Genomic DNA, 24,568 nt, shown 5'->3' on the forward strand with positions numbered 1-24,568 from the left:
TTTCACCAGCCCAAGTCGTTGGCGGTCGTTTCGGCGATGGCGGGCGAACAGGTCATGCCGCGCCCGCCGGGCCCGGTGACCAGCCACACCCCGTCCCGCACCCGCTGCCGGTGCACGACCCGGCTCGGGTCGGTGCACTGCGCGTACACCCCGGCCCAGCGGCGCCGGATCTTCGGCAGCGGGCGGCCGAGGAAGGACTCGACGACCTCGGTGAGGTGGTCGTAGGGGTCTTCGAGGGTGTCGAAGGCGAAGGGGTGCTCGTACTCGTGGGTGTCGCCGATGGTCAGCCCACCGTCCGCGCGCTGCACCATGAGCAGCTGCATCCGGTGCGCGGCGGCGATCGGGGCCTGCGGCTGGTGTGCGTCCAGGTCGTCGAGGGCGGGGCTGCGGTACGCGGGGTAGTACCGGAAGCTGTCGGCGTCGGCGACGGAGGTGGTGAGCGGCTCGCCCAGCGGTTCGGTCTGCATCATCTGCAGCCGCACCCGCCGTACGGGCAGCTCGGGCCCGGCCAGCTCCCGTACGAGACCGCCGAGCCAGGCGCCCGTGCACAGCACGACGACGTCACCGGTGTGGACCTCTCCGTGGTCGTCGCGCACGGCGTGTTCTCCGACGACGTCACGGACCTCGCGCCCCGGCAGGAAGGTGTAGTTCGGGGACTTCGACAGCTCGGCGCGGAGGGCGAGCTGGGCCGTGCGCGGCTCGACGGCCGCGTCGCGCTCGCAGAACAGGGCCGCTTCGAACGCACCCCGCAGGGCGGGGTTCACGGCGCGCGCCTCGTCCGCGGCGAGCAGTTCGTAGCCGCGGGCGGCGGCGTCCTCGCGGGCCAGCGCGGCCTCGGCGACGGCGAGTTCGCGCGGGTTGCGCACGGGGGTCAGCGATCCGCACGCCCGGAAGCCGAGGTCCGGGACGCGTGCCCCGATCTCCTCCCACAGCTCCCGCGCCCGCAGGGCGGTCTCCAGCTCCTCTCCTCCGGCGCGACCACTCACCCAGATCTGCCCGAAGTTGCGCAGCGAGGCCCCGCGGGCCTCCGCCTCACGCTCGATCTGTACGACCTCGTGGCCGCGTTCCACTGCGTGCCAGGCGTGCAGGGTACCCACCACGCCGGCTCCGACGACTATCACTCTCACGACGGCCACGCTCCTCGGGAAGGGGGAATCAGAGGGGTCCGGACAGCATCCAGATGGTGAACCGCCCATCACGTTTGGGCTAGACCCGTTATCTTCTCGTGACAATACTTGGCCGAAAGGACGATCTCCAGCCAGCCCCGGCCCGCCGCGCGTCAGCTGCCGGGGTACGCAGTGGACGTCACCTGCCCAGGTGCGCCGTGAACGAGAACCGGTCCCCCCGGTACAGCGTCCGCACCCGCTCCAGCGGGCGCCCCTTCGTGTCCCGCGAGACCCGGTGGATCAGCAGCATCGGCAGCGCGGGCGGCGTACCGATGAGCAGCGCCTCGCGCGGCGTCGCCAGCACCGTCTCGATCCGCTCGTCCGCGTCGCCGAACGCGATGCCGAGCCGGTCGTGGAGGTAGGCGTAGAAGGAGGAGTCGGGGTCGAAGTCACGGTCGAGGTCGGGCACCCGGGCCACGGCGACGTACGTACTCTCCAGCCCGACCCGCTCGTCGTCGGCGAGCAGCACGCGCTCCATGTGCCAGACGGGCTCGCCGCGCGTCAGCCCCGCCTCGGTGGCCAGCGCCTGCGGACAGGGGAAGCGGTCGAGCGAGATGAGCGTACGACCGGGGGTGCGCCCCTGCCGCCGTACGCCTTCGGTGTAGCTCGCGAGGGAGAGCGGCTGCTCCAGTTTCGGCCCCGCGACGACCGTGCCGCGCCCCTGCCGCCGCAGCTTGCCTTCGAGCAGCAGCTCCCGCAGGGCCTGCCGTACGGTCTCGCGGGCCACCTCGTACTTCTCCGCGAGATCGCGCTCGGTGGGCAGGAGCCCCCCTTCGCCCAACTCCTCGATCAGCACGGCGATGTGCGCCTTGACCGCGTAGTACTTCGGGATACGGCCGTGCTCCGGGATGCCGGAGCGGACGGGGGCGCCGGGCGATTGGTCGTTCGGGTAGTCCACGGGGGGATGGTCGCAGATGCGGTACGGGCGGTGCGCCGGTGGGAGGGCTCAGCGACGCCGGGACCGGGACCAGCGGGAGGCCACTAAGAGCACGCCTCCGGCGGCGAGCAGGGCGACGCCCACCGCCAGAGCGGCCTCGCGCGGCCCGGTCATGGCCAGCTCGTCCGCGGACGAGGACCCGTCGTCCGCCGACGAGGACCCGTCCCGTTCCTTTCCTGCGGCGTCGCCGTCGTCGTCACCGCCGTCGCGACCGCCGCCACCGCCGTCACCACCGCCGTCACCGGCACCGGTGGGGCTGCTGGTGCCGGTGCCGGTGACGCCGCCCGTGCTGCTGCCGGTGCTACTGCCCGTGGCGGTACCGCTGGCGTCGGGAGCCGCGCTCGTACCGCCGCCGCCTCCGCCATCACCGCCGCCTCCGCCGCTTCCGCCGTCACCGCCTCCGCCGCTGCCTCCGCCATCACTGCCCCCACCGTCCCCACCGTCCCCGGTGCCCCCCGTGCCCCCCGTGCCCCCCGTGCCCCCCGCGTCCACAACGTCGCCGTCGCTCGTCTTGCTCTCGTCGTCGATCCGGAAGCGGTACGCGTTCGACTCCCCCACCCAGTCCCCGTCGTTGTTGTGGCGCTGCACCACGGCCGCGTTGGCGACGACGTCGTTGGGCACGGCGGCGTCGGAGGTCACGGAGAGGCGGACCTTCACGGTGAGCGTCCGCCCGGGTCCGACCGTGAACCCCGGGAACCCGTCGTCGAACGCCCCGATGTTCTCGTCCTGGTCGCTCTTCTCGAACTCGACGGGATGCGTGCGCTCCCCCTCGTAGAACTCCAGCCGCGCCTGCCCCGGCCGCAGCACCCGCTTGCTGTCCACGAGTACGACGATCGGGTGGATGTTTCCGCAGGTGTGCGCCGTGGTGTTGGTCAGGTCGATGTACCAGGTCCGGAAGTCGCCGCCGACGTCATAGGCGTCCGGACCGCCGTGGATCCGGGTCTTGATCGGGAAGGCCCGGGTGTCGGGCGCGGCACAGGTGGGGCGGGGACTCGCGGTGGGCCCGAGAGGCGTGAGCGCCTGTGCGGCGGGCGGCGGTGCGAGTCCGAGGCCCAGGGCGGGGGCAACGGCGGTCAGGGCGAAGGGGCTGGTCTTGCGCAGTCGCATGAGGGGCCTTTGCCGGTCAAGGGCGGCGGGAGGGGGTCGGGAGCGGGCTCGGGGCGTCGGGCGATGAGGGCAACGGCGTACAGGGCAACGGCCCCGTGACCGTCCCACACCGTCCGGCGCCCACCGCCCCGCCACGCCCACGACACACCCCGCCCGGCCCCCGAAGTCCCCTCGAACGGCCGAGTCACCCCGCCCCGAAGCCCCTCAGGACAGCCGGGCCACCCGGCCGGGGACCGTCCCGAACAGCCCGGCCGCTCAGTCCTCCCCACGCCCGAACAACGGCGCCAGCAACAACTGCGCCGCGCCTTCCGCGACCCCACGCGCCCCACCGGGCGCCACCCGCACCGGAATCGCCCCGTCGTCCACGCCCTCCAGCCGAGCCCGTTCCTCAAGAACGGCACCGACACCCCGTACGAAGGCCTCCTCGTGCGCGGCGACGGTACGCCCGCCGAGCAGCACGAGGTCGATGTCCAGCAACCCCACCAGATTCGCGGCGCCCACCCCGAGCACCCGCGCCGCCTCACCCACGGCACCCCGGTCCACGGCGGCGAGGCACAGGGCCTCGATGCAGCCACGGTTGCCGCAGCCGCACGGGGGCCCGTCCAGCTGGATGACCTGATGCCCGAACTCCCCCGCCCCCGTACGCGCACCCCGGTGCACGCCCCCACCGATCACGAGCCCCGCCCCGAGCCCCGTACCGAGATGCAGATAGGCGAAGGATGCGAGGGGGTTGGAGGGGCCGGGAGTGCCGGGAGAGTCAGCGGCGCCGAGAGAGTCAGCGGCGCCGGAAGAGTCGGCGGAGACACCCCCCGACGCCCCGGCTCCACTCCCTCTCCCACCCCCACGCCCCACCACCGCGATCCCCAACGCGGCCGCGTTCGTGTCCTTGTCCACCACCACGGGCACCCCGAGCCGCCCCGCCAGCGCGTCCCGCAGCGGGAATCCGTCCCACTCAGGAAACCCGGTGACCCGATGCAGCACACCCCGGGCATGGTCGAGCGGCCCCGGCAGGGCGACGCCCACGCCCAGTACGGACACCCCCGCCCCCGCGAGCAGCGCCTCGACCTCCCCTGCCGCCGACTCGACGACCGCGTCCGCCCCGGCCCCCAGGTCGAGCGGAACCCGCCGCTCGGCGACCACCGCGCCGGTGAGGTCGCACAGCACGGCCGTCACCTCGTCGCGGTCGAGGTGGAGCCCGACCGCGTGCCCGGCCTCGGGCACGAGCCGCAGCACGGTCCGCGGCTTGCCGCCGGTCGACGCGCGGCGCCCCGCCTCCGCCGCCAGCCCGTCCGCCCGCAGCCGAGCGGTGATCTTGCTGACGGCCTGCGGGGTCAGCCCGGTGCGCTCGGCGAGTTCGAGCCGGCTGATGCCGCCCTCCCCGGCCGTGCGCAGCAGATCGAGCACGAGCGCGGCGTTGTGGCTGCGCAGGGCGAGCAGATTGACTCCCGACTCGGCGTTGGTCCTGTTCACGTACGCCATTGTCCCCCGCGCTTGCACTTTGGCAACAGCGTTGCGAAAGTGGACGTCATGACTGCTACTCCTCCCCTCCGCGTGGCCCTCGTCGGTTACGGCCTCGCGGGCTCCGTCTTCCACGCCCCGCTGATCGCCGCGACCGAGGGCCTGGCCCTGGACACGATCGTCACCTCGAACCCGGAGCGGCAGGAGCAGGCCCGCGCCGAGTTCGGCGACGGAGTCTCGTTCGCCGCCACGCCCGCAGAGCTCTGGGCGCGCGCCGACGAGCTGGACCTGATCGTCATCGCCTCCCCGAACAAGACCCACGTCCCGCTCGCGACCGCCGCCCTCAAGGCGGGCCTGCCGGTCGTCGTCGACAAGCCCCTCGCCGGTACGGCGGCGGAGGCCCGCGAGCTGGCCGCGCTGGCCGAAGAGCGCGGTCTGCTCCTCTCCGTCTTCCAGAACCGCCGCTGGGACAACGACTTCCTGACCCTCCGCAAGCTGCTCGACGAGGGCGAGCTGGGCGACGTATGGCGCTTCGAGTCCCGTTTCGAGCGGTGGCGTCCGCAGCCCAAGGGCGGCTGGCGCGAGTCCGGCGACCCGGCAGAGATCGGAGGTCTCCTCTACGACCTCGGCAGCCACGTCGTCGACCAGGCCCTCGTCCTCTTCGGCCCCGCGGCCTCGGTGTACGCCGAGACGGACGTCCGCCGCCCCGGCGCGCAGACCGACGACGACACCTTCATCGCGATCACGCACACGAACGGCGTCCGCTCCCACCTCTACGTCTCCGCGACGACGGCCCAACTCGGCCCGCGCCTGCGCGTCCTGGGCTCGGCGGCCGGTTACGTGAAGTACGGCCTCGATCCGCAGGAGGCGGACCTGCGCGAGGGCAAGCGCCCCGACGCGACCGCCGAGTGGGGTGTCGAGCCCGAGTCCCTGTGGGGCCGCGTCGGCTCCGGCGAGTCCCCGCTCACGGGCGGCGGCCGCCCCGAGCCCACCCTCCCCGGCGCGTACCCCGCGTACTACGCGGCCATCGCCGCCGCCCTCCGCGACGGCGCCCCGAACCCGGTCACCGCGCAGGAGGCCGCGGCCGCCCTCGACGTCCTGGAGGCGGCCCGCCGCTCCGCCACCGAGGGCACGGCGGTGTCCCTGTGAACGCGCCGGAGATCGCCGAACTGGAAGCACAGGAGCGCCGGCTGACGCTCCCGCACTTCACCCACGACGACGCGTGGGCCCTCGGGACCCTGCTCGTCGAGCTCGCCCGTGAGCGGAGCGCCCCCGTCGCGATCGACATCCGCCGCGGCGGTCAGCAGCTCTTCCACGCGGCGCTGCCCGGCTCGACCCCGGACAACGACGCCTGGATCGACCGCAAGCGCCGCGTCGTCGAGCGCTACGGCTGCTCGTCACTGCTGGTCGGCTCCCGCTTCCGCGCCAAGGGCACGACCTTCGAGGACTCCTCGCGCCTCGACCCCGACACGTACGCGGCGCACGGCGGCGCGTTCCCGATCGCCGTCGAGGGCGCGGGCGTGATCGGCACGGTGGTGGTGTCGGGACTGCCGCAACTGGAGGACCACGCCATGGTCGTCGAGGCGCTGGGCCACTTCCTGGAAAAGTAGCCCCCACACCCGCGCCCCTGTCTCTTCAGGGGCGCGGGGAACCGCGGAGCCTTGGCCGCACAGGTGATCGCGGGCTTTCAGGGGCGCGGGGAACTGCGCGACCAGCCACAACGAACCGGCACCCGATCACGCACCCCCCGCCCACCCCAACGGAGTGCCTACGCCGGTTTGAACTCCTGCCGCTGCCGCCCCAGCCCCCCGATCTCCAGCTCCACCACATCTCCGGCCCGCAGATACGGCTTCGGCTCCGGCTGCCCCAAGGCAACCCCCGCCGGCGTCCCCGTATTGATGACGTCCCCCGGATAGAGCGTCATGAACTGACTGACGTACCGGACGACTTCCGCCACCGGAAAGATCTGCTCGGCCGTGGTCCCGTCCTGCTTCAGCTCACCGTTCACCCACAGCTTCAGCGAAAGATCCTGCGGGTCGGAAACCTCGTCCGCCGTCACCAGCCACGGCCCCAGCGGATTGAACGTCTCGCAGTTCTTGCCCTTGTCCCACGTCCCCCCGCGCTCGATCTGGAACTCCCGCTCGGAGACGTCGTGCGCCACCGCGTACCCCGCGACACGCGCGAGCGCCTCCTCGTGCGACTCCAGATAGCGGGCGGTACGCCCGATGACGACCGCGAGTTCGACCTCCCAGTCGGTCTTGACCGACCCGCGCGGCACGAGCACGGTGTCGTCCGGCCCGACCACCGTGTCCGCCGCCTTGAAGAAGATCACCGGCTCGGCGGGCGGCTCGGCCCCGGTCTCCCGGGCGTGGTCGTGGTAGTTGAGCCCGATGCAGACGATCTTGCCGATCCGGGCCAGCGGCGGCCCGACACGCAGCCCGTCCGCGTCCAGCACGGGCAGTTCCCCCGACTCGCCGGCCGCACGGACCCGCCCGAGCGCCGCGTCGTCGGCGAGCAGCGCCCCGTCGATGTCCGGCACGACTCCCGACAGATCCCGGAGAACCCCTTCGGCGTCGAGCAGCGCGGGCCGCTCCGATCCCGCCGTACCGACTCGCAGCAGCTTCATGATCACAGTCTCCCTCGATCGCGGGCAGCCACCGACGGGTGCAGCCATCGGAGGACTGGTCGATCCTCCAAGCTGCACGTCCACTCCGCAATACCCCGTTCACGGACTGGACCGCCGCCACACCCTCAGGGATACAGGACCGCCCGCTCCACGGCACTCCAGGCCGTACTGGTCACCACGTACAACGCGGCGGCCAGCGGCACCACCGCCACGGTGATCAGCGTGAAGAAGGACAGGAACGGCACAAACGCACTCACCGCACCGAGGCCGGGCGCCTCCGCCCCGTCGGCCGCGGCCGACGAGGCGGCCATCGTCCGCTTCGTACGCCGGTAGTTGAAGACGGCCACCGCGCCGACGGCCACGAACAGAGCGAGGTAGACGAACCCGGCGGCACCGAACACCCCACCGTCCCCGAGCACGTCCAGCCACCGTCCGCCGAGCGGCGCGGCGAACAGCTGGTGGCTCAGCAGCTCATTGGCCTCACCGCCGACGGTGGAACTGGAGAACAGGTGGTAGAGAAGAATGAAGGCCGGCAGCTGAAGAAGCCCGGGCAGAATCCCCGACAGCGGCGACACCTTCTCCTTCTCGTGCAGTTCCAGCACCGCCTTCCGCATCCGCTCGGGATCCTTCCGGTACTTCTTGCGCAGCTCGGCGAGCCGCGGCTGCAACGCGGCACGCGCCCGCTGTCCCCGCGCCGCCGCCCGGGACAGGGGATGCACGAGCAGCCGTACGAGCGCGGTGAACAGGACGATCGCGGCGGCGGCCGCGGAAGCGTGGAACAGCGGTTCGAGCAGATCGGCAAGCCGCTCGACCAGCCCGGCGAAAGCGGACATGGGTGCGGGCGTGGAAGCAGACATGGATGCGGACATCGATGTGGGCATGGTTGTGGGCATGGATGTGGGCATGAAGGCGGACATGGGTGAGCCCTCCGGGGGTCTCGTCGTGCCGGAATGAGAAGTGACGCTTCGGCATGACGACCCGCGCGGGGTACGCAGACAGGGGTGGTACGACGGGCGAGTTCCTGCTGGGATCCCTACGCGGCGGCCGTCAGGAGGGCCCGCCCGGGCGCTCGGGGGCGCGGACGCCCCGAGGCGTCGGGATCGCGTTGCGGCAGGAACGCCGTACGGTGCTCACGGTCGCGGATCGCCGTACGAACCCGCGTACGCGGGACGGCGGACGCGCGGCGCGAGCCGATGAGGGCGCAGACGGCGAGCGCGGCCCCGGCCGCGGCGGTCGCGGTGAACGCGACGGCGACGGCCGCCGGGAGGCTGCCGGCATCCAGCACGGCGAGTTCGAGGAGCAGCACGAGCAGAAGGGCGACAGGGCGCAGATTTCGCGCGTTCGCCGAGCTCCGGACCACGACCACCCCTCCTCTCGCCCTCTCGTACGCGGGCTCACGTCCCCCGTACCTGCTTACGCGTGACCGGTGTCGGTCTTACGCCTGACCGGTGTCGATCGGCTCCAGCAGACGCTTCGGCCTCAGCAGCACACGACTGACCGGATCCGCCGGGTCCGGATCGAGTCCGGGTCCCGGCATCATTTTCGACGTCCGGGACGGGTACGACGGTTCCACAGGTGGCGCATTCGCCGTACGAGCCGACCTCCGTACCGCCGGTCACATTCCGGAATTGACTTGCTCCTCGGACTGAGGACGGTGACCGCGGTCAACGGGGGCGCATGGAGGTCAGCTTTCCCCACACCACGAGCCGATACCGGGAGGTGTACTCGGGCGTGCAGGTGGTGAGGGTGATGTAGTACCCCGGCGCGCTGTACCCGTAGGCGGGCCGAACAGTACTGCGCGGCACCTCCCTAATGACCCCTCCGTCATGCGCGGAGGTCTGCGGAAGCGTCCTGTCGACGACGTAGACGTAGCGCCCCGCCGCCGTCTCGACATCGATCTCGTCCCCCCGCCGCAGCCGGTTGATGTACCGGAACGGCTCCCCATGAGTGTTCCGGTGCCCCGCGAGCGCGAAGTTCCCCGCCTGTCCGGCCTGTTGGGTGTGCGGGTAGTGCCCGACGTACCCCTTGTTGAGGACATCCCGCTTGCCGACCCCCTCCGCGACCGGCACACGAAGACCGAGCCGGGGAATGGAGAGCACGGCGTACGCCTGGGACAACCGGGGCGTTCCCTGCGCCCGCCCACTCCCGGTGGACGCCCCGGAGCCACCCCCACCGGACGCACCACCCCCCGCCGAGCCACCCGAACCACTCCCCGTACCCGACACCCCCGCCCCCTGCTCCTGCTCCTTCCCCTCTCCCTTCCCGTCCTCCTCCCCGCTCCCCCACTCCTTCTCCAACGCCTGGACCTTCCTCTCGGCGCCCTCCCGGGCCTGCCGATTGGTCCACCAGAGCTGATGCACGACGAGAAGCAGGAGAAGGAGGCCGACGGTGACGAGAACCTCGCCCCCGCCCCACACCACCCGCCGGTACGCGGCCCGCCGCCGCCGAGTGCCGTGATCCACGACGCCGGGAGCCCCGAGGCCGCGCCGCACGATGCCGGGAGCCCGCATACCGATGCCTCGTCTCCTCGACTGCCTCGCCTCCTTGACCGGGCCCGCAAGATAAGGGCTGCGCCCCGAACTCACCAGCCCCATGACCGCCCGAACCGTTCACCGGCACCCCGGGGCACCGACGAGATCCCACCCTCTGGCCTGCAGGTATCTCTCCCTCGAACGGCATGGGCAGTACGGTGTCCCCCATGCGCCCCGACACGTCTGCCGAGCACGTCGACCACAACGCCGAAGCAGCGCGCCTGGAACGGACCGCAGGCCTCTACCCCGAGGACGCCGAACACCTGCTCGTGCAGGCCGCGGCCCACCTCGAACTGGCCGGCGACCGCCCCGGAGCCACCGCGCTCTACGACCGCCTGCTGTCGTCCTCGACCCCCCTGGACCACCCCCACCTGGCCCGCGCCCTCAAGGCGTCGAACCTGTGGGAGTACGGCCACGAGGCCGAGGCCCGGGCGATCATCGACGGCATCCGCGCCGCGTCTCCCCGGGACCCGGCCCCCTGGGTGATCGTGGCCGAGGCCCTGGAGTCCCACGACGAACTGGAAGCGGCGCAGGAGACGTTCACCCAGGCCGCGCAGCTCCTCCTCACGGAGACGTCGGAGCCCCCGTACGCCACCTACCCGCTCCTCTTCGGCCGCCACCGCGTCCGCCGCATGCTGGGCGCGGCCCACGACGACTGGGACGCCCTGGCCGACACCCTCCACTCGTCCCCGGTCTCCCTCGACGAACTCCACGACCCGAAGCGCGTCTGGTCCCTCGGCTCGGACAACCCCGCCGAACTCCAGGCGGAGATCTCCCGCCTCAGGGCGGAGCTGGGCACGTTCAGGGAGGCGCTGTCCCGCCCGTTCCCGGTGGCGATCCTGCACTGGCCGACCACCGAACTGACGGAACTCCTCACGGCGTACCCCACCCTCACCTCGGAGTACCCGTCCCACGAGGAGCACCTCGCGACGATAGAGGCGTCGCTACGGGAACTGGCGACCTCCGGCACCCCGAACCTCGGCATCGTCACCGGAACCGTCCCGTCCTACGAGGCCTTCGCCGCCTCGGAGGCCGCCTCCCCGTCGGACGCGACCCTGCTCCCGCAGTACGCGACGACGCTGGCGGCGCGCGGGCTGGCGGTGGCTTGGCCGCCGCAGCGGGGCGTCGAGTGCTGGTGCGGTTCGGAGCAGGGTTACGGAGAGTGCCACGGAACCACCGCCGAGTAACCGCATGCGAGTAACCACCTCCGAGTAACGCGACTCTCTTTCCCCCCGGCTCCCCGACTCCCGGCTCCCCAACTCCCGGCTCCCGGCTCCCCGACTCCCCGGCCTCGGAGCCGGGGGTACCGGGCGTCATCAGCCCGCCCTCTCGGCTCCCGGCGTCGTGCCGCCGTCCCCCCGCTCGGCAAACGCCAGGTGTCCCAGGTGACGCCCCGGTGAAAACAATCGCAAGGATCTGAGCACCCCCGGCACCCCGGGAACCCGCCCGCCACCATGGCCCTCCCAGCCTCTTCTTCCGCGGGAGTCGACCGTGAACGGTTCCTGGCAACTCGGGTTCGCCGTACTGGGCTTGGCCCTTCCCGGGATCGCGGCGCTCTGGGAGTTCGTCCTCGTCGGCCGCAAACGGCTCGGCTACCGGGTCCAGATGGACACCACCGCCCGGGACGAACGCGCCTTACCGTACGCCGGGGTGCTTCAGCAGATGCAGCGGACCAACGGCGGGCCGCTGCGTGACCCGTCGTTCGTGCTGCTGCGGATCGAGAACAGCGGCTGGGCCCCCATCGTGGAGAACAGCTATCTGGCGCCCGACCGGGGCCACGCGGGCATCCAGGTCAAATGCCGGGGCCGCCGCGTCGTCGGCATGGTCGTGACCGAACTCAGCCGCAACGAGCTGCGCGGCTTCTTCACGCCGAGCACCGACGACCAGCACCCCACCCCGCACGTCCCCGGCCTCGGCGTCACCGACGGCGTCATCGAACTGCCCAAGGTGAAACTGAACCGCGGCGACCACTACAAGGTGCTGGCGGTCCTGGAACGCGAGGAGAGCTTCACGGACGAGGAGTTCCCCGAGCCCGAGGTCGTCGCGAGCATCGTGGGCGGAGTACGCCGCGGGAAGATCAAGAAGACCGAGTACTACCCGTTCGCCTCGAAGCCGGTCAGGTGGGTGCTCGCCCTCCTCGTCATGGTCAGCGCCGTCCAGTCCATCCTCACGTTCACCAGGCACGACGCCACGGCCGCACCACTGGACTGCGCCACCGGGACACTCACCCTCTCCGGCTCCACCGCGTTCGCGCCGGTACTCCGGGAGGCCGCGAAGCAGTATCACAAGACCTGCCCCGACGCCTTCATCCCCATCACCAACGACACGTTCCACGGCAGCGTGTCAGGACTCGACGACCTGGCCGCGGCGGGCCGGAAGACCAAACCGACAGGCAGCCAGGGACTCGGCGACCGGCTGGCGTTCAGCGACGGCCCCAAGAGCGACGGCCGTCCGCAACTGCTCCCCAGACCCGTCGCCCTGTCCCTGTTCGCCCTGGTCGTCAACAAGGACGCCGGCGTCCAGGACCTGTCCCTGAAGCAGATCAGGGACATCTACGCCGGAAAGATCACCAACTGGATCCAGGTGAAGGGCAACAACGTGCCCATCCACCTCGTCAGCCGCAACCCCGGCTCGGGCACCCGGACCACACTGGAGCGCCAAGTACTGGCCGGCACACCCCTGTTGGCGGTCACCGCGAACGACTGCACGGCACTGGACGAGACCAAGCCCGGCCGCTGCGAGGTCAGCGACACCGAGACCCTCCTGAGCACCGTGGCCTCAACGCCCGGAGCCCTCGGCCACAGCGAGGTCGGCGCCGCCACCGCACACGACGACATCCAGCAGATCCGCATCGACGGCTACCCGGCCACCCTCGAAGGCGCGGACGAGGGCGCATACCCGTACTGGCAGACCGAGTACGCGTACACCTACGGAGAGCCGCCCGCGGACTCCCTCGCCGCGGGATTCCTGCGCTACCTCGCCAACGAGGTCGGCAAGGACATCATCCGCTCCCACGGCGACCGCCCCTGCGCCGAACTGGCCAAGCCGCTGCTTTGCCGTCCTAGTTAGCCTCGGTATTTCACGCGCTTCGACGTCAGGGCGCGGCCGTGGAAAGGGTCATTGAAAGATGGGCAGTGGGCTGTGGGCCGTGCACTGTGGGTTGAGCTCAGCTCACCGCCTCGGCACCGGCTTTGTCAGGCGACACAGTGGTGGTTCTTCCAACCCGCCTTGTATCCACTCCTATAGCCCGCCTTGTAGGACGTTGAGCCCACAACCGAGGGCACGTGCAGATAGCAGCCGTAGTCGCCCGACCCATCGTAGTAACCTCGACGGTAACCTCGCTTCCAGTCCTGATGTGAGTTGCCCGGTTTCGAGGTAGGACTCAGGGTGTCCGCGAACGACGCCTTCAAAGTCGCCGATTGCGGGACAACAGCAGCCTCGGCAACGGCTGGTGACAGCGCCAGCGAGGCAAGAAGAAGCGAGGCGAGAACGCCGAAGCATCGCCTAAGGTTGCGCTGTGCCATTTTCATGGTTGTCGCCTTCGGTGATGTACGCATCCCCGAACTTGCGGGGTTGCGAAATTTCTGCCCCCACTTCGATCGTCCCTCTCTATTCCCTCGTACGCCACCGAGGCCTTCCCGGCAGCACAATGGTTGCGGTGTGTGACGGGCTGCGAGTGCCCGCTGGCGGCCTAGCTCTGCGGCGCCAGGGTGCGTAGGACGTCGAACTCGTTGCCCTCGGGGTCTGCCATGACCACCCAGTTTCGGTCTGAGCCCTGGCCCGCATCCGTCTTGGTGGCGCCGAGGCCGAGCAATCTGGTCACCTCGTCCTCGGTGCTGCCGTCGATCGGGCTGACATCGAGGTGAAGCCGGTTCTTCACGGTCTTGCCCTCGGGTACCTGGATGAACAGCAAGGTGGGCGGCATCTGGCGAGCCCGGACATCCTCGACGGTCGGCACCCAGGAGCCGATCTCGACCTTGCCCTGGCTCCGGTCGATCACCTTGAAGTCCAGGACCTCGCACCAGAAAGCCGCGAGTCTCTCCGGATCGTGGCAGTCAACGACCAACTCGGTGAACCTACTTGTCATGACTCTCCCAGATAGTGCGGACGAGTCTCAACGTATGCCACCCGTCCGACAGATCCGAGATCTTCCTGACCAGGAACCTCAGAAAGGGTCTGCCCCGGCATCAGACACCGCGAGCGTTCGGAATCCGCAAGGGCATCCGCACCCTGGGGCCGTTCAAACAGGGCATGCTGACCCTGTGCCGTTCCAGGTCGGTACCCGGCTGACTCAACTCGCCCGCGACAACCGGATCTCCGTGCCGCCTGCCACCACTACCTGAGAAGTGCTGTGCGGGCTCCCACCACATCCGGTCCTACTCACGTGTTGCGCCTCCAGCCGCAGCACGCGGCCCGGGACCCCGTTCCGTTCGGCGTACGACACCACATCCGCCGTGCCTCCGTACCCCCACGCCGGCTTCCCGTCCCAGACAGCGAACAGTTCCTCGGCCAAGCCGACCAGAATCTCGCTGCCCGTCATATGTGCGTCCGAGTCCGACGCCGTCCTGCCCGTGTGGTGCACCCGTGCCGCACGACCCATCAACTCGTCGTAGACCGGCCAGTGACTCTCCGGGAGACCTTCGCGGTACTGCTCAGCGGGACAACGACTTCGAGAACTCCGCCACGCGTCAGCACAGCCTCCGCGAACCACGCATCCGGACCGTCCGCGATGCACGAAACCCCTACCAATTCAGCCGCATCGATTTCGCGAACGGCCACTTCGAGGAGCTGCCGAACCCGCTGCTCAACGTCTCGGCTCAAACCCCGATGCCCGGTAATCCCCACACGCATGGCCGATCCCCCTCCTACGGGTAGACGCCATGAAGGCGTTCATCGTGTCCCGTTCCTCGCGGCACGCCACGGCAGAGCTGCTGCTACGAGAGTTCCTGACGTCCCTCGAGCGGCACGAGCGTCAACGTCGTGAACTCCCCATGAGGCTGCGCTGAAGAGCAGAGCCTCAGCCGTTCCCGGCGAGATCCGGAAAATACGCCATAGCCCAGATCTGCCCATCTCCAGACCAGCCCGGGCAGCCCGGCCGCACGCAGCAACGTGACGTTCGCCGTATCGAGGACGACGACCCGCTGAACCACAGGGCGCGTCTGGGGTGTCCGATCGACGCCACGGCCTCATCAGCGACGCCGACTGTCCAGGTCGCCTTCCCCTGGCTGCACGACCTCCGGCACCTGCGCTGGGAACCACGCTCCGACATCCACGGAGCCTCCCTCAAACTCGCCTGCTGTCCCCTCACTACCGACAACTCAAGTCAACGCGTGGGCAGTTGTTAGAGTCATGACATGGCGACAGAAGTTGATGCGATCGTGCCCGGAAATGTACGCACGCGAGCAGAGATCAAACGGGTGTTCGGAGGAAGCACACAGGGCGGTATATGCGCCGCAATCGAAGAGCGGAGTGTCAACCTCTACTCGGACCCCAGCGTCGGAGAGGTAAACGGCTACTACGACGGTTGGCTGGCAGAGGAAGATGATCTGGGGCCCATCTTCGAGTACACCGGGGCTGGGAGGTCTGGCAATCAGACGTTCGCCGGGTCCGCCGGCGGGGGCAACCGAGCCATCCTGTGCCACGCTGAACAGGGTCGAACATTGCGAGTTTTCAAACAGGTCGGTCAGGATCCCAAAAGCGCCGCCAAGACACATCAGTACCTCGGGGAATTTACTCTAGATCCATTGGAAGCTTACGTGTGGCGCAGAGTTCATGGCCAGGACGGAAAGAAGCGCAATGCAATCGTTTTTCGCCTTCGCCCGGAAGGGGAAACGCAGCGCTCTTCAAATAGCTTGATCCCGGTTGCGAAAGAGACCACATGTGAACTCGTCCCCCTCGAGGTAGTTACTGCAGCGACCCTTCAAAGCGATCCCGCGACTATTGGAGGGCTGGCCTTTCCTAAGAAGCAGAGAAATAAATCCAGCTCTTTGCGAAAGGCCGCCAAGAATGCCGCTACCAGCGGCACGTTCGTCGTCTCGGAGGCCTTCAATAAGAAGATGAGTCTTCGCTCGTCGGCCGCAGCACACATCGCTGTGCGTCGTGAAGCAGAGCTAACCCGTACCTACATGGCCTTTCTTAAATCTGTGGGACGCAAAACTGGCGCCTTCCAAATAAAGGTCAAGGGCCTTACGTCCACCCTAAGGACAGATCTCTATGATGCAACGGAGCACGTACTCTACGAAGCTAAGGGATCTAGCGCCCGCGAGGACGTAAGAATGGCTCTCGGGCAAATTCTAGACTACAGCCGCTATGTACTGACTGAGGACCACGCGGAGCCACCCAAGCGGGTCATCCTTCTCCCCGCAAAGCCAGATCTGGACATGTTCGATCTGTGCGAATCTTACGGGGTTGAAATAATTTATAGATCAGAAAATGGCAGCTTCATTGGTGAATCTGTACCTGCCGACTAAGAGGTTGTCTCACGTGGCAAGTTTCGCGAGCTTCTCGTAGCTGCTCAGGGCGCGGTGGTCATAGCCGGGTCTCGGCTCTGCCAGTCGTTGCGGACCACGTAAGGGATCTTGAGACCACGAACAGCCCATGGCAGGCTGATGCCGCATGATCGATGAATTCGCAAAGGAAAACCTGCACGGGAGACTGCGGCGGGACCGCAAGGCGCTGCTCTGGAAGCTCGAGGGCCTGTCCGAATACGACGCCCGCCGACCTTTGACGGTGACCGGGACCAACCTCCTCGGCCTGGTCAAACACGTGGCCAGCGTCGAGGCCAGGTACTTTGGCGAGGTCTTCGACCGCCCTTCCCCGGAACCGCTGCTCCGGTGGCAGGACCACGACGGCAGCGATCTGTGGGCGACTGAGGACGAGACCCGCGATCAGATCATCGAGTCCTACCGGCGCACGTGGGAACACTCGGACGCGACGATCAACGAGCTTCCCCTCGACGCCCCCGGCCAGGTGCCGTGGTGGCCGGAGCCTCATTCCAACACGAACCTGTTCGCCATCATGGTCCATGTCCTCGGCGAGACCAACCGGCATGCCGGGCACGCCGACATCCTGCGCGAAGACGTCGATGGCCGAACCGGGATGCGGCCCGAACACGAGATGCGGATCGATCAGGAAGCCCGCGACGCCTACTACGCGAAGATCGAACAGGCCGCCAGATCGGCCGCATCGATCAAGGCATAGAGGGCTGTGCCGCGCGATTTGATGTTCGAGCAGCATGATGGCGGCCGTGAGGGCTGATCTGTCGAAGCGTCTGGTATCTGATGAGCTCTGGGAGCTGGTCGCCCCGCTACTGCCGACATTCGCGGCTCGACCGCAAGGTGGCGGGACCGCTCCGCGTGACGAGCAGGCGGTGTTCACGGCTGTGGTGTACGTACTGACCAGCGGGTGTGCGTGGCGGTATCTGCCGGAAACGTTTGGTGTCTCGCCAGCCACCGCGCACCGTCGGTTCAGCGTGTGGACCGAGGCCGGGTTGTGGCGCAGGCTGCACCGGGCGGTGCTGGACGAACTCGGCACCAGGGGTGAGCTGGACTGGTCGTCCGCGATCGTCGATGCCGCGTCGGTGCGAGCAAAAAGGGGGGCTCGCTGACCGGGCCGAATCCGGTCGATCGCGGCAAGAAAGGCAGCAAAATACACGTGCTGTCCGAGGCCCAGGGCTTACCGCTGGCCGTGGCGGTGTCGGGTGCGAACCTGCACGACAGCCAGGCATTCAAGCCGCTCATCCTGGGGATACCCGCCATCCGCTCCCGGCGCGGACCCCGCCGCAGACGACCGATGAAGGTCCGCGCGGACAAGGCGTATTACTCCGCGAAATACCTGCGCTGGCTCCGCGATCGCCGCCTCGTTCCTCGGATCGCCCGGCCCGGCATCGAGTCCGGCGAGCGCCTCGGCCGGCACCGCTGGAAGATCGAGCGGTCGATCGCCTGGCTCTTCGGCTACCGCCGCCTCACCATCCGGTACGAACGAAAAGGCAACCACTTCCTTGCCTTCCTCGGGCTCGCTGCGGCACTCACCTGCTACAAGCGACTCGCGAAGCTCACCACGTGAGACATCCTCTAAGCCCTCGAAGTGCTCCCCTCAGCCTTCTAACATCTTAGATGTCCTACCTACGGGAGACATACGCCATCGACGCGAAATGACGCCGAGGCGAGTTGCTCCCGCGTATGGCACGAGGTCAATGGGGTTCATCCACGCATCAGAGAAATGAATATTCAAGTGTAGCGCGAGAGCCAGTAGGATATCCTGAGATGCATCCGTATCTATTTGCGCGAGTAGAGACCCCGGCTCGGGTGAGCGTTCGAGAAGGCGATTGTCAGGGTTCTGCCACTGCAGTTGCCCCTTACCCAACACCCATATGCTATCAGGCCATTCGGTCGGAGGCCGGGTTTGACACCAGTCCATGAGGTGGCTACCGATGGTCTCCAATTTGAGACTGTCAAAAGCGACGATAATCCCAGAGGTTGGAAAGAAGTCGTACACTTTCCCATAGGCTGACGTTTTTCGCGGAATAAGACCAGGCGTCGGGCGATAGGAAGCCTTCGACATGCGGCGCAGTTTACTTATTTTGTTACATGCGTCTACAAGTTGTTCCTTGTCTAGTTTAGTCTTTACTTCAACGACGCCATAAACGCACTCATTTGGGAGAATTCGGTACCCGTTTAGGGTAGTGAAAGGCGGGGTTCCTCGATCCGCAAGAACAACGTCGCATTGAGGAGAGGTCTCACCTGAGGCGGTGATGATTTCAGCGTTATGTACCGTTTCCACATGGGATGGTAGATAGCTGGCGAGAAACTCGCGAACAAGAGCTTCTCGGGAAGTTCCCGCTTCACCGTTATGTCTGAAGTTCCTTGACTGCTCAAAATCTGCACGCATTCGCATAGCCACTGAGCCCAGGATTCTTCCAAGCTTCTCTTGAGACATGAAATGATTCTAGAGTAGTCCACAGACTTCTGCAGCTACGGACGACAACGCGGACGGGGCATCTCGGCTACGGCGAACCGCCGTTGCCCATGGAAGTCCGCCCCTGTGGCATAACTACGGCACGCACCTTAGGAGTTTGATCCCTCCACTCCGGCATACAGTGGGAGTAACTGCTGCAGCAGCTTGACTTTGGCCCAAGCATGCCCCACTGGCACCGTCTTCGGGGATCAAGATTGGGGTGAGGCAGCGGCTACATGGACACCGATGCAGGGCGCTTGCGGCGATCGTGCCCTGTCTGGCCAAGCGCCAAGGGGTATCCCCACGTCCAGTGATCGGTCAACGCCTGCCCACTGTCAGTGCCCTCTGTTACACATGGGCACAACCGTCTGAGTGATCAAGGGAGCCAGCGTGTCCGAGTCGGGGGATCTGACGCAGCCTGCCGTAGGGGTGTACGAGGAGCTCATCACCGTGCGCTTTGAGCAGAAGCTGAAGGAGTTCGCGAACCTCGGGTGGCATCCAGTGAGCGATGCAGTAGGAGCTGAGTCCGTTTCCCATGTACTGGCAAGACATATCGCTCAGACCGTGCGCCGTGTTCTCCACAGACTCCCTGCCGAGGAGCGGGTTTACGCGGCGAACCACATCTTGGAGTCCATCAGCACTCTTGAAGGAGCACAGGAGTGGGTGGAGTTGGTGGCGGACGGTCCTCGCCAACTCCTGGCGCTGACACGGCAGGAGGCTCCAGGTGTCTTCGCCATACGGCCAGGCATCCCGCTCTCTGATACTGCGCTCATCACAAACTCGCCCGAGGATCCAAGCCTCGGCTTCGAGCTGCGCGCGGAGCTAGCCACTGCTGACCGTGTCGACCTGCTCTGCGCGTTCGTGAAATGGCACGGTCTGCGCATCATCGAGCAATCCCTGAAGGCGGCCCATGAGCGGGGCGTACCGATACGCGTCATCACGACGACGTACATCGGAGCGACCGAACGGCGCGCGCTGGATCGGCTGGTGCAAGATTTCAACGCCGAGGTCAAGGTCAACTACGAGACACGCTCTACTCGACTCCACGCCAAAGCATGGCTGTTCCGGCGTGGGAGTGGCTACGACACGGCGTACGTCGGCAGCTCCAACCTCTCCAAAGCCGCCCTGCTCGATGGCCTGGAGTGGAACGTCCGGCTGTCTTCCATCGCCACTCCCGACGTGTTGCGAAAGTTCGAAGCAACCTTCGAGGCGTACTGGAGCGACCCTTCGTTCGAAACATACGATCCTGATGCGGACGGAATCCGGTTGCAGGAGGCGTTGGCGATCGCTGGAGGTACCTCCTCAACGTCCTCCGCGGACCGCAAGATCACGTTGTCCGGCCTTGAGGTACGGCCGTATCCGCACCAGCGCGACATGCTAGAGCGACTGGAAGTTGAGCGGGAGGTTCATGACCGGCATCGCAATCTGCTGGTGGCCGCCACTGGCACCGGCAAGACTGTGATGGCGGCACTCGACTACAAACAGCTGCGCAAGAAGCATGGCCGTGACCTGCGACTATTGTTCGTCGCGCATCGCAAGGAAATCTTGCAGCAGTCTCTGCGGACTTACCAAGATGTCTTGGTGAACCCAAACTTCGGCGAATCCCTCCACAGCGGTGAGATCCCAGAGCGCTGGACGCACGTCTTCGCCAGCGTGCAGTCGCTGAACGCTCGAGCGCTGGACCAGCTCGCTCCCGATCACTTCGACGTGATCGTGATCGACGAGTTCCATCACGGAACCTCACCGACGTATCGGAAGATCCTCGATCACTTCCAGCCGTTGGAGCTGCTGGGCCTGACAGCGACCCCCGAGCGCATGGACGGCAAGAACATCCAAGATGAGTTCTTCGATGGCCGGATCGCTGCCGAAATGCGCCTATGGGAGGCTTTGGAGAACGATCTCCTCAGCCCTTTCCACTACTTCGGTATCAGTGACAACACCGACTTGAGTGCGGTGGAGTGGAAGCGTGGAGCGTACGACGCGAGCGCTCTGAGCAATGTTCTTACGGAAAATGATGCGCGGGCCCTGTTGGTCGTGAAGGCCGTCAAGGAGAAGGTCTCCGAGCCAGGAGCCATGCGGGCTCTAGGCTTCTGTGTGTCGGTCGCGCACGCACACTTCATGGCAGAGTACTTTCGCGCGGCCGGCCTCAATGCCGTAGCTCTGTCAGGCGAGACTCCAGCCGACCAGCGTCATCAGGCACTGTCTGACCTCAGGACGGGGTCATTGCAGGTGATCTTCTCGGTCGACCTCTTCAACGAGGGCCTCGACATCCCCGACGTCGACACCCTACTCCTGCTGCGCCCCACCTCCAGCGCAACCGTGTTCCTTCAGCAGCTCGGCCGAGGCCTCCGACGCACTGAGGAAAAAGCAGTGCTGACCGTGCTGGACTTCATCGGTCAACACCGCAAGGAATTCCGCTTCGAGAACCAGTTCCGAGCGCTAACGAACCTCACCCGCAAGCGACTCCTGGACAACATCGAGCATGGCTTCCCCCAGCTACCCTCCGGCTGCCAGATCATCCTTGAAGAGAAGGCGAAGAAAACCATCATCGCCAATATCAAGGATCAGATCGGCGTCAATGTGACAGCTCTCGCTCGCGAAGTCGCCGACTATGCCGAGCCAAGGCTGAGCCGGTACCTCGATGAGAGCGGCCGCGAGCTAAAAGAGCTTTACCGAGGAAACGGGAACTCATGGACTGGGCTCCTCCGTCGGTCTGGTCTCCTGAAGGGCGAGGCGCCTGAAGGCGAAGCCATGCTACTCAAGCGGGTTTCCGCCTTCCTGCACGTGGACGACCCGCTGCGCGTTTCCGCGTACACAAGGCTGTTGGAAGACGATGCCCCCGCATACGGCGCACTCGATGAGCAGGGTCAAGCCTACGCCCGCATGCTCTTCTTCCAACTGTGGCCGCTCGGCGGAAACACCCGCAAGGGCTTCGCCAATTACGACGCCGGGTTCACGATGCTGCACCACCAGCACGCGGTACGCAACGAGCTACGCCAAGTGCTGGAGTACAACCTCGCCCACACCGAGCATGTCCCGATCCCACTCCTAGGGGTCGGTAGCGAGGCCGGTATTCCACTGACCGTGCACGCTTCCTACAGCCGCGAAGAGATCCTCCCCGCGCTCGGCCAATCCTTCATCGGCGGCTTCATGCCAGGCGACTTCCGTGAGGGGGTGAAGTGGTGTGATTCGATCAAGACCGACGCCTTGCTCATCACCTTGGACAAAGACGAGAAGGACTTCTCCCCGCAGACCCGCTACCACGACTATGCGCTCAGCGAGAGCCTCTTCCACTGGGAATCCCAGAACCAGACCTCGGCCACTTCACCCACTGGGCTCCGCTATCAGCACCACGCCATCACGGGCAGCCACGTCTTGCTCTTCGTACGCCGCTACAAGAGCACTGACATCGGCGGAGCCCAGCCGTGGATGCTGCTCGGCCCCGCCGAGTACGTCGAGCACAAAGGAAGCAAGCCGATGGCGATCACGTGGAAGCTGGCACACGAGATTCCGGCGGACGTATGGACATACTCCGCGATCGCTGCCGGCTAACCCCTCAGACCGAGTCTCCCTCAGCGCCGGCGTCTGCCTCGAAGTACATCTGGGCACGGTCCAGCGCCTCGTCCACGTCGCGGCCGTGCGCTTGCAGCCAATGAAGGAGGTCGGCGATGACGGCGATCGCCGTTTCCTCCACCACGGCCACGCTTGACGTGCTCGCCCCCGCGCCCCGGTTCAGTTGCGCTGCGCCGTAGAGACCGAGCATTGCCCCTGCTCTTGCCACACGGACACCTCCTGTATGACCGTTGGGCGAGCTCAGGCTGGTGGCCAGTTCGCACCAGGTGACCTTTCGGTCGGCATGGAGTTGGACGCCCCAACGATCGGCGATGGCGTCGACGAGCGCCATGCCGCGACCGCCCTCGGAGTCGGCGCCCGCATCGAGGAGCGTCGGAAGAGCCCGAGGGTCGGGGTCGTGGACCTCGATGCGCAGGTGGGTGCCATCCATTGAGACGGTGAGGGTGGTCGGGGTACCCGGGCCGACATGCGTGATCACGTTGGCGACGAGTTCACTGACGCAGAGTTGGGCCGCGTCGATGACTTCGTGCAAGCCCCAGAGGTCAAGGTGCAGTCGCATGATGCGGCGTAAAGCTGCTACTTCTTCAGGTTCTGCCGTGAAGGCCAAGTCCCACGGCTTCCGTGACATACACGTCTGGTGGATCACCGAGACCCCTCTCATCGTCGGCAACTTCCTTGCCTCCTACCTGTTCGGCGGAGCGTTACCTGTGCTCACTCTGGGTGGTGTTGCTTGCCAGGATGGCGCCCGCGCATCCCGCCGTGCAATATGCACGGCGGGATTCCCACTTCCGAGTGATTGGCAAGCACACCCCTTGGCGCGAGACTGAACGCCCGTTATCAGGAAGCCTTTTCAGGAAGGGGCTGGGATGGCCGGATCGCCGACTGCACGTCGTCGACGTCTCTCGATCGAGCTGAAGAAGCTCCGCGAGCGGAATGCGCTGACCTGTGCGCAGGTCGGTGATGCGTTGGAATGGAGCGGCTCCAAGGTCAATCGGATGGAGACCGGCAGCGGCAAGGTCCAGCCGTCCGACATCGATGCCCTGTGCCGGTTCTACGACACCAGTGATGAGTTGCGCGAGTTCCTGAAGGCGCTGGCCCGGCAGGCCAGGACGCGTGGTTGGTGGCAGGTGCACGGCGCCGGAGTTCCCGAGTGGTTCTCCATCTACGTCGGCCTGGAGCAGGACGCCTCCACGTTTCGCCAGTACCAGTGCGAGTTGTTGCCGGGTCTCATGCAGACCTCGGCGTACGCCGGCGAACTCCACAAGGCCGGTGCACACATGTCCGCTCAGGACATCGCTCGTGCGGTTCGTGTGCGCATGGAACGGCAGGCAATACTGACGCGGCCCGACGGTCCCGACGCCTGGTTCGTCGTGAACGAGGGTGCGTTGCGCAATGTCATCGGGGACCGAACGCTGATGCGCGAGCAGCTCGAACGCCTCTTGGAGTCGGCCGAGTTGTCGAGTGTGACCTTGCAGGTCCTGCCTTTCGATTCAGGTACCTATCCGGCCACGGGTTCGTTCACCATGCTTGGCTTCCCCGACCAGGAGGACCCCGACCTCGTATATCGAGACGGCATCACCGATGCCGTCTATCTCGAAGGCGAGCATCATGTGCGTGAGTACACGAGGGCCTTCGACGGACTGCGAGCAGCGGCGTTGAGCCCTCAGCGCTCCGCCGAACTGATCAAGACCGTTCTTAAGGAACACTCGAGATGAACACTGCACCGTCCGTGCCCGTCTATGCCTCTCCTTGGTTCAAGTCCTCCTACAGCAACGGCGCAGGCGGCGAATGTGTCGAGTGCGCCCGCAGCGTGGACGGCACCCTGGTGCGTGATTCCAAGAAGACCGGTGGGCCCGTGGTCGCCTTCCGCGCAGATGCTTGGCAAGCCTTCATACAGACCGTGGAGAGTGGCGCTCCGACAGCGGCGTGAGCGGACACTCGTTACGCCGTAGGCCTGACTGTTGACGGTGCCGTGGGATCGCCCGCTTCTAGTCAGTCTCGTGCTTCCGCGGTCCGGAGGGGTGGGGTCCCGAGGTGGGCATGCGCTTCGGTTGGCTGGGATGTGGGCCCAGTTTGCGGGGCGCGGGCGCCTCTCGCAAGCACGCCGGGTCGGCTCAGCGGCTGCGGGGAGTGGGTGGGCGCGCGGGCGCGTATCGGGGCAATACACCTAGGGCCTGTCCGGCGAGGGGATGCCTTCACGTCTCGGCGCGGCGGA

The 24,568-nt window shown here is 66.9% G+C and carries 22 protein-coding genes and 2 pseudogenes; 11 read left to right on the forward strand and 13 right to left on the reverse strand.

What is annotated here, in order from left to right:
- Nucleotides 1-2 precede the first annotated feature (2 nt).
- The 4 genes from ACZ7M2_RS06540 to ACZ7M2_RS06555 all read right to left on the reverse strand — a co-directional run bounded on the left by ACZ7M2_RS06540 (nucleotide 3) and on the right by ACZ7M2_RS06555 (nucleotide 4,689).
- A complete protein-coding gene (locus tag ACZ7M2_RS06540; RefSeq protein WP_471594376.1) occupies nucleotides 3-1,127 on the reverse strand; it encodes a TIGR03364 family FAD-dependent oxidoreductase in 1,125 nt (374 codons plus the stop codon).
- A gap of 178 nt (nucleotides 1,128-1,305) precedes the next feature.
- Nucleotides 1,306-2,064, reverse strand: coding sequence for a GntR family transcriptional regulator (locus ACZ7M2_RS06545; RefSeq protein ID WP_319747772.1), 759 nt, complete (start codon nucleotides 2,062-2,064; stop codon nucleotides 1,306-1,308).
- A gap of 48 nt (nucleotides 2,065-2,112) precedes the next feature.
- The gene (locus ACZ7M2_RS06550) at nucleotides 2,113-3,210 is read right to left on the reverse strand and encodes a hypothetical protein (RefSeq protein ID WP_471594377.1); all 1,098 of its coding nucleotides are present in this window, start codon (nucleotides 3,208-3,210) and stop codon (nucleotides 2,113-2,115) included.
- A gap of 255 nt (nucleotides 3,211-3,465) precedes the next feature.
- The gene (locus ACZ7M2_RS06555) at nucleotides 3,466-4,689 is read right to left on the reverse strand and encodes an ROK family transcriptional regulator (RefSeq protein WP_471594378.1); all 1,224 of its coding nucleotides are present in this window, start codon (nucleotides 4,687-4,689) and stop codon (nucleotides 3,466-3,468) included.
- A gap of 48 nt (nucleotides 4,690-4,737) precedes the next feature.
- Between ACZ7M2_RS06555 and ACZ7M2_RS06560 the strand changes: the two genes are divergently transcribed.
- A complete protein-coding gene (locus ACZ7M2_RS06560; protein ID WP_471594379.1) occupies nucleotides 4,738-5,817 on the forward strand; it encodes a Gfo/Idh/MocA family oxidoreductase in 1,080 nt (359 codons plus the stop codon).
- The gene (locus ACZ7M2_RS06565; protein ID WP_471594380.1) at nucleotides 5,814-6,278 is read left to right on the forward strand and encodes a heme-degrading domain-containing protein; all 465 of its coding nucleotides are present in this window, start codon (nucleotides 5,814-5,816) and stop codon (nucleotides 6,276-6,278) included. The genes ACZ7M2_RS06560 and ACZ7M2_RS06565 overlap by 4 nt, the downstream gene beginning before the upstream one ends.
- Nucleotides 6,279-6,436: 158 nt before the next feature.
- Here ACZ7M2_RS06565 and ACZ7M2_RS06570 read toward each other — a convergent pair whose 3' ends face one another.
- The 5 genes and pseudogenes from ACZ7M2_RS06570 to ACZ7M2_RS06590 form a co-directional block, all read right to left on the reverse strand.
- Nucleotides 6,437-7,294 carry a fumarylacetoacetate hydrolase family protein gene (locus ACZ7M2_RS06570; RefSeq protein ID WP_471594381.1) on the reverse strand — a complete coding sequence of 286 codons (858 nt, stop codon included), beginning with the start codon at nucleotides 7,292-7,294 and terminating at the stop codon, nucleotides 6,437-6,439.
- 125 nt (nucleotides 7,295-7,419) lie between these two features.
- The gene (locus ACZ7M2_RS06575) at nucleotides 7,420-8,127 is read right to left on the reverse strand and encodes a YidC/Oxa1 family membrane protein insertase (RefSeq protein ID WP_471594382.1); all 708 of its coding nucleotides are present in this window, start codon (nucleotides 8,125-8,127) and stop codon (nucleotides 7,420-7,422) included.
- Nucleotides 8,128-8,327: 200 nt separating this feature from the next.
- Nucleotides 8,328-8,654, reverse strand: a complete 327-nt coding sequence (locus tag ACZ7M2_RS06580; protein WP_099922465.1) for a DUF6412 domain-containing protein — start codon at nucleotides 8,652-8,654, stop codon at nucleotides 8,328-8,330.
- A gap of 75 nt (nucleotides 8,655-8,729) precedes the next feature.
- Nucleotides 8,730-8,922, reverse strand: a pseudogene (locus tag ACZ7M2_RS06585) (winged helix-turn-helix transcriptional regulator); the annotation flags it as partial.
- Between the two features lie 36 nt (nucleotides 8,923-8,958).
- Complete coding sequence (locus ACZ7M2_RS06590) at nucleotides 8,959-9,804, reverse strand: class E sortase (RefSeq protein WP_471594383.1); 846 nt, start codon at nucleotides 9,802-9,804, stop codon at nucleotides 8,959-8,961.
- Nucleotides 9,805-9,992: 188 nt separating this feature from the next.
- Between ACZ7M2_RS06590 and ACZ7M2_RS06595 the strand changes: the two genes are divergently transcribed.
- The gene (locus ACZ7M2_RS06595; protein ID WP_471594384.1) at nucleotides 9,993-11,012 is read left to right on the forward strand and encodes a hypothetical protein; all 1,020 of its coding nucleotides are present in this window, start codon (nucleotides 9,993-9,995) and stop codon (nucleotides 11,010-11,012) included.
- 304 nt (nucleotides 11,013-11,316) lie between these two features.
- Complete coding sequence (locus ACZ7M2_RS06600; protein WP_471594385.1) at nucleotides 11,317-12,894, forward strand: substrate-binding domain-containing protein; 1,578 nt, start codon at nucleotides 11,317-11,319, stop codon at nucleotides 12,892-12,894.
- Between the two features lie 622 nt (nucleotides 12,895-13,516).
- Here ACZ7M2_RS06600 and ACZ7M2_RS06605 read toward each other — a convergent pair.
- Together ACZ7M2_RS06605 and ACZ7M2_RS06610 are read right to left on the reverse strand one after the other, a co-directional pair.
- Nucleotides 13,517-13,912, reverse strand: coding sequence for a VOC family protein (locus tag ACZ7M2_RS06605; protein WP_471594386.1), 396 nt, complete (start codon nucleotides 13,910-13,912; stop codon nucleotides 13,517-13,519).
- Between the two features lie 289 nt (nucleotides 13,913-14,201).
- Nucleotides 14,202-14,676: pseudogene (locus ACZ7M2_RS06610) on the reverse strand (hypothetical protein).
- Nucleotides 14,677-14,705: 29 nt separating this feature from the next.
- Between ACZ7M2_RS06610 and ACZ7M2_RS06615 the strand changes: the two are divergent.
- The 4 genes from ACZ7M2_RS06615 (at nucleotide 14,706) to ACZ7M2_RS06630 (ending at nucleotide 17,889) form a co-directional block, all read left to right on the forward strand.
- The gene (locus ACZ7M2_RS06615; RefSeq protein ID WP_471594387.1) at nucleotides 14,706-14,831 is read left to right on the forward strand and encodes a hypothetical protein; all 126 of its coding nucleotides are present in this window, start codon (nucleotides 14,706-14,708) and stop codon (nucleotides 14,829-14,831) included.
- Nucleotides 14,832-15,179: 348 nt separating this feature from the next.
- Nucleotides 15,180-16,295, forward strand: coding sequence for an SRA domain-containing endonuclease (locus ACZ7M2_RS06620; RefSeq protein ID WP_471594388.1), 1,116 nt, complete (start codon nucleotides 15,180-15,182; stop codon nucleotides 16,293-16,295).
- Nucleotides 16,296-16,440: 145 nt separating this feature from the next.
- Nucleotides 16,441-17,025 carry a DinB family protein gene (locus tag ACZ7M2_RS06625; protein WP_471594389.1) on the forward strand — a complete coding sequence of 195 codons (585 nt, stop codon included), beginning with the start codon at nucleotides 16,441-16,443 and terminating at the stop codon, nucleotides 17,023-17,025.
- 37 nt (nucleotides 17,026-17,062) lie between these two features.
- A protein-coding gene (locus ACZ7M2_RS06630) for an IS5 family transposase (RefSeq protein WP_471594535.1) occupies nucleotides 17,063-17,889 on the forward strand; the annotation gives its coding sequence in 2 pieces (ribosomal slippage) (nucleotides 17,063-17,411 and nucleotides 17,411-17,889; 828 coding nt in all).
- A gap of 30 nt (nucleotides 17,890-17,919) precedes the next feature.
- Here ACZ7M2_RS06630 and ACZ7M2_RS06635 read toward each other — a convergent pair.
- Nucleotides 17,920-18,762, reverse strand: coding sequence for a DUF6602 domain-containing protein (locus ACZ7M2_RS06635; protein WP_471594390.1), 843 nt, complete (start codon nucleotides 18,760-18,762; stop codon nucleotides 17,920-17,922).
- A gap of 408 nt (nucleotides 18,763-19,170) precedes the next feature.
- Here ACZ7M2_RS06635 and ACZ7M2_RS06640 point away from each other — a divergent pair, with 408 nt between their 5' ends.
- The gene (locus ACZ7M2_RS06640) at nucleotides 19,171-22,332 is read left to right on the forward strand and encodes a DEAD/DEAH box helicase (RefSeq protein ID WP_471594391.1); all 3,162 of its coding nucleotides are present in this window, start codon (nucleotides 19,171-19,173) and stop codon (nucleotides 22,330-22,332) included.
- Nucleotides 22,333-22,336: 4 nt separating this feature from the next.
- Here the strand turns inward: ACZ7M2_RS06640 and ACZ7M2_RS06645 are convergent, their stop codons facing one another.
- Nucleotides 22,337-22,981 carry an ATP-binding protein gene (locus tag ACZ7M2_RS06645; protein WP_471594536.1) on the reverse strand — a complete coding sequence of 215 codons (645 nt, stop codon included), beginning with the start codon at nucleotides 22,979-22,981 and terminating at the stop codon, nucleotides 22,337-22,339.
- Nucleotides 22,982-23,219: 238 nt separating this feature from the next.
- On the opposite strand from ACZ7M2_RS06645, the gene ACZ7M2_RS06650 reads away from it, so the two are divergent.
- Both ACZ7M2_RS06650 and ACZ7M2_RS06655 read left to right on the forward strand, forming a co-directional pair.
- Nucleotides 23,220-24,068 (forward strand): helix-turn-helix domain-containing protein, encoded by an 849-nt coding sequence (locus ACZ7M2_RS06650; RefSeq protein ID WP_471594392.1) that lies wholly within the window; start codon nucleotides 23,220-23,222, stop codon nucleotides 24,066-24,068.
- Entirely contained in the window at nucleotides 24,065-24,283 is a 219-nt protein-coding gene (locus tag ACZ7M2_RS06655; RefSeq protein ID WP_471594393.1) for a DUF397 domain-containing protein, read from the forward strand. The genes ACZ7M2_RS06650 and ACZ7M2_RS06655 overlap by 4 nt, the downstream gene beginning before the upstream one ends.
- The last annotated feature ends 285 nt before the right edge of the window (nucleotides 24,284-24,568 follow it).

The sequence above is a fragment of the Streptomyces sp. NPDC111507 genome (assembly GCF_055638955.1).

Coding starts and splice junctions, on each gene's coding strand:
- ACZ7M2_RS06550 (WP_471594377.1), bottom strand. CDS start 3,210: ATGCGACTGCGCAAGACCAGCCCCTTCGCCCTGACCGCCGTTGCCCCC.
- ACZ7M2_RS06555 (WP_471594378.1), bottom strand. CDS start 4,689: ATGGCGTACGTGAACAGGACCAACGCCGAGTCGGGAGTCAATCTGCTC.
- ACZ7M2_RS06560 (WP_471594379.1), top strand. CDS start 4,738: ATGACTGCTACTCCTCCCCTCCGCGTGGCCCTCGTCGGTTACGGCCTC.
- ACZ7M2_RS06570 (WP_471594381.1), bottom strand. CDS start 7,294: ATGAAGCTGCTGCGAGTCGGTACGGCGGGATCGGAGCGGCCCGCGCTG.
- ACZ7M2_RS06575 (WP_471594382.1), bottom strand. CDS start 8,127: ATGTCCGCTTTCGCCGGGCTGGTCGAGCGGCTTGCCGATCTGCTCGAA.
- ACZ7M2_RS06590 (WP_471594383.1), bottom strand. CDS start 9,804: ATGCGGGCTCCCGGCATCGTGCGGCGCGGCCTCGGGGCTCCCGGCGTC.
- ACZ7M2_RS06595 (WP_471594384.1), top strand. CDS start 9,993: ATGCGCCCCGACACGTCTGCCGAGCACGTCGACCACAACGCCGAAGCA.
- ACZ7M2_RS06605 (WP_471594386.1), bottom strand. CDS start 13,912: ATGACAAGTAGGTTCACCGAGTTGGTCGTTGACTGCCACGATCCGGAG.
- ACZ7M2_RS06615 (WP_471594387.1), top strand. CDS start 14,706: ATGAAGGCGTTCATCGTGTCCCGTTCCTCGCGGCACGCCACGGCAGAG.
- ACZ7M2_RS06620 (WP_471594388.1), top strand. CDS start 15,180: ATGGCGACAGAAGTTGATGCGATCGTGCCCGGAAATGTACGCACGCGA.
- ACZ7M2_RS06625 (WP_471594389.1), top strand. CDS start 16,441: ATGATCGATGAATTCGCAAAGGAAAACCTGCACGGGAGACTGCGGCGG.
- ACZ7M2_RS06635 (WP_471594390.1), bottom strand. CDS start 18,762: ATGTCTCAAGAGAAGCTTGGAAGAATCCTGGGCTCAGTGGCTATGCGA.
- ACZ7M2_RS06645 (WP_471594536.1), bottom strand. CDS start 22,981: ATGTCACGGAAGCCGTGGGACTTGGCCTTCACGGCAGAACCTGAAGAA.
- ACZ7M2_RS06650 (WP_471594392.1), top strand. CDS start 23,220: ATGGCCGGATCGCCGACTGCACGTCGTCGACGTCTCTCGATCGAGCTG.
- ACZ7M2_RS06655 (WP_471594393.1), top strand. CDS start 24,065: ATGAACACTGCACCGTCCGTGCCCGTCTATGCCTCTCCTTGGTTCAAG.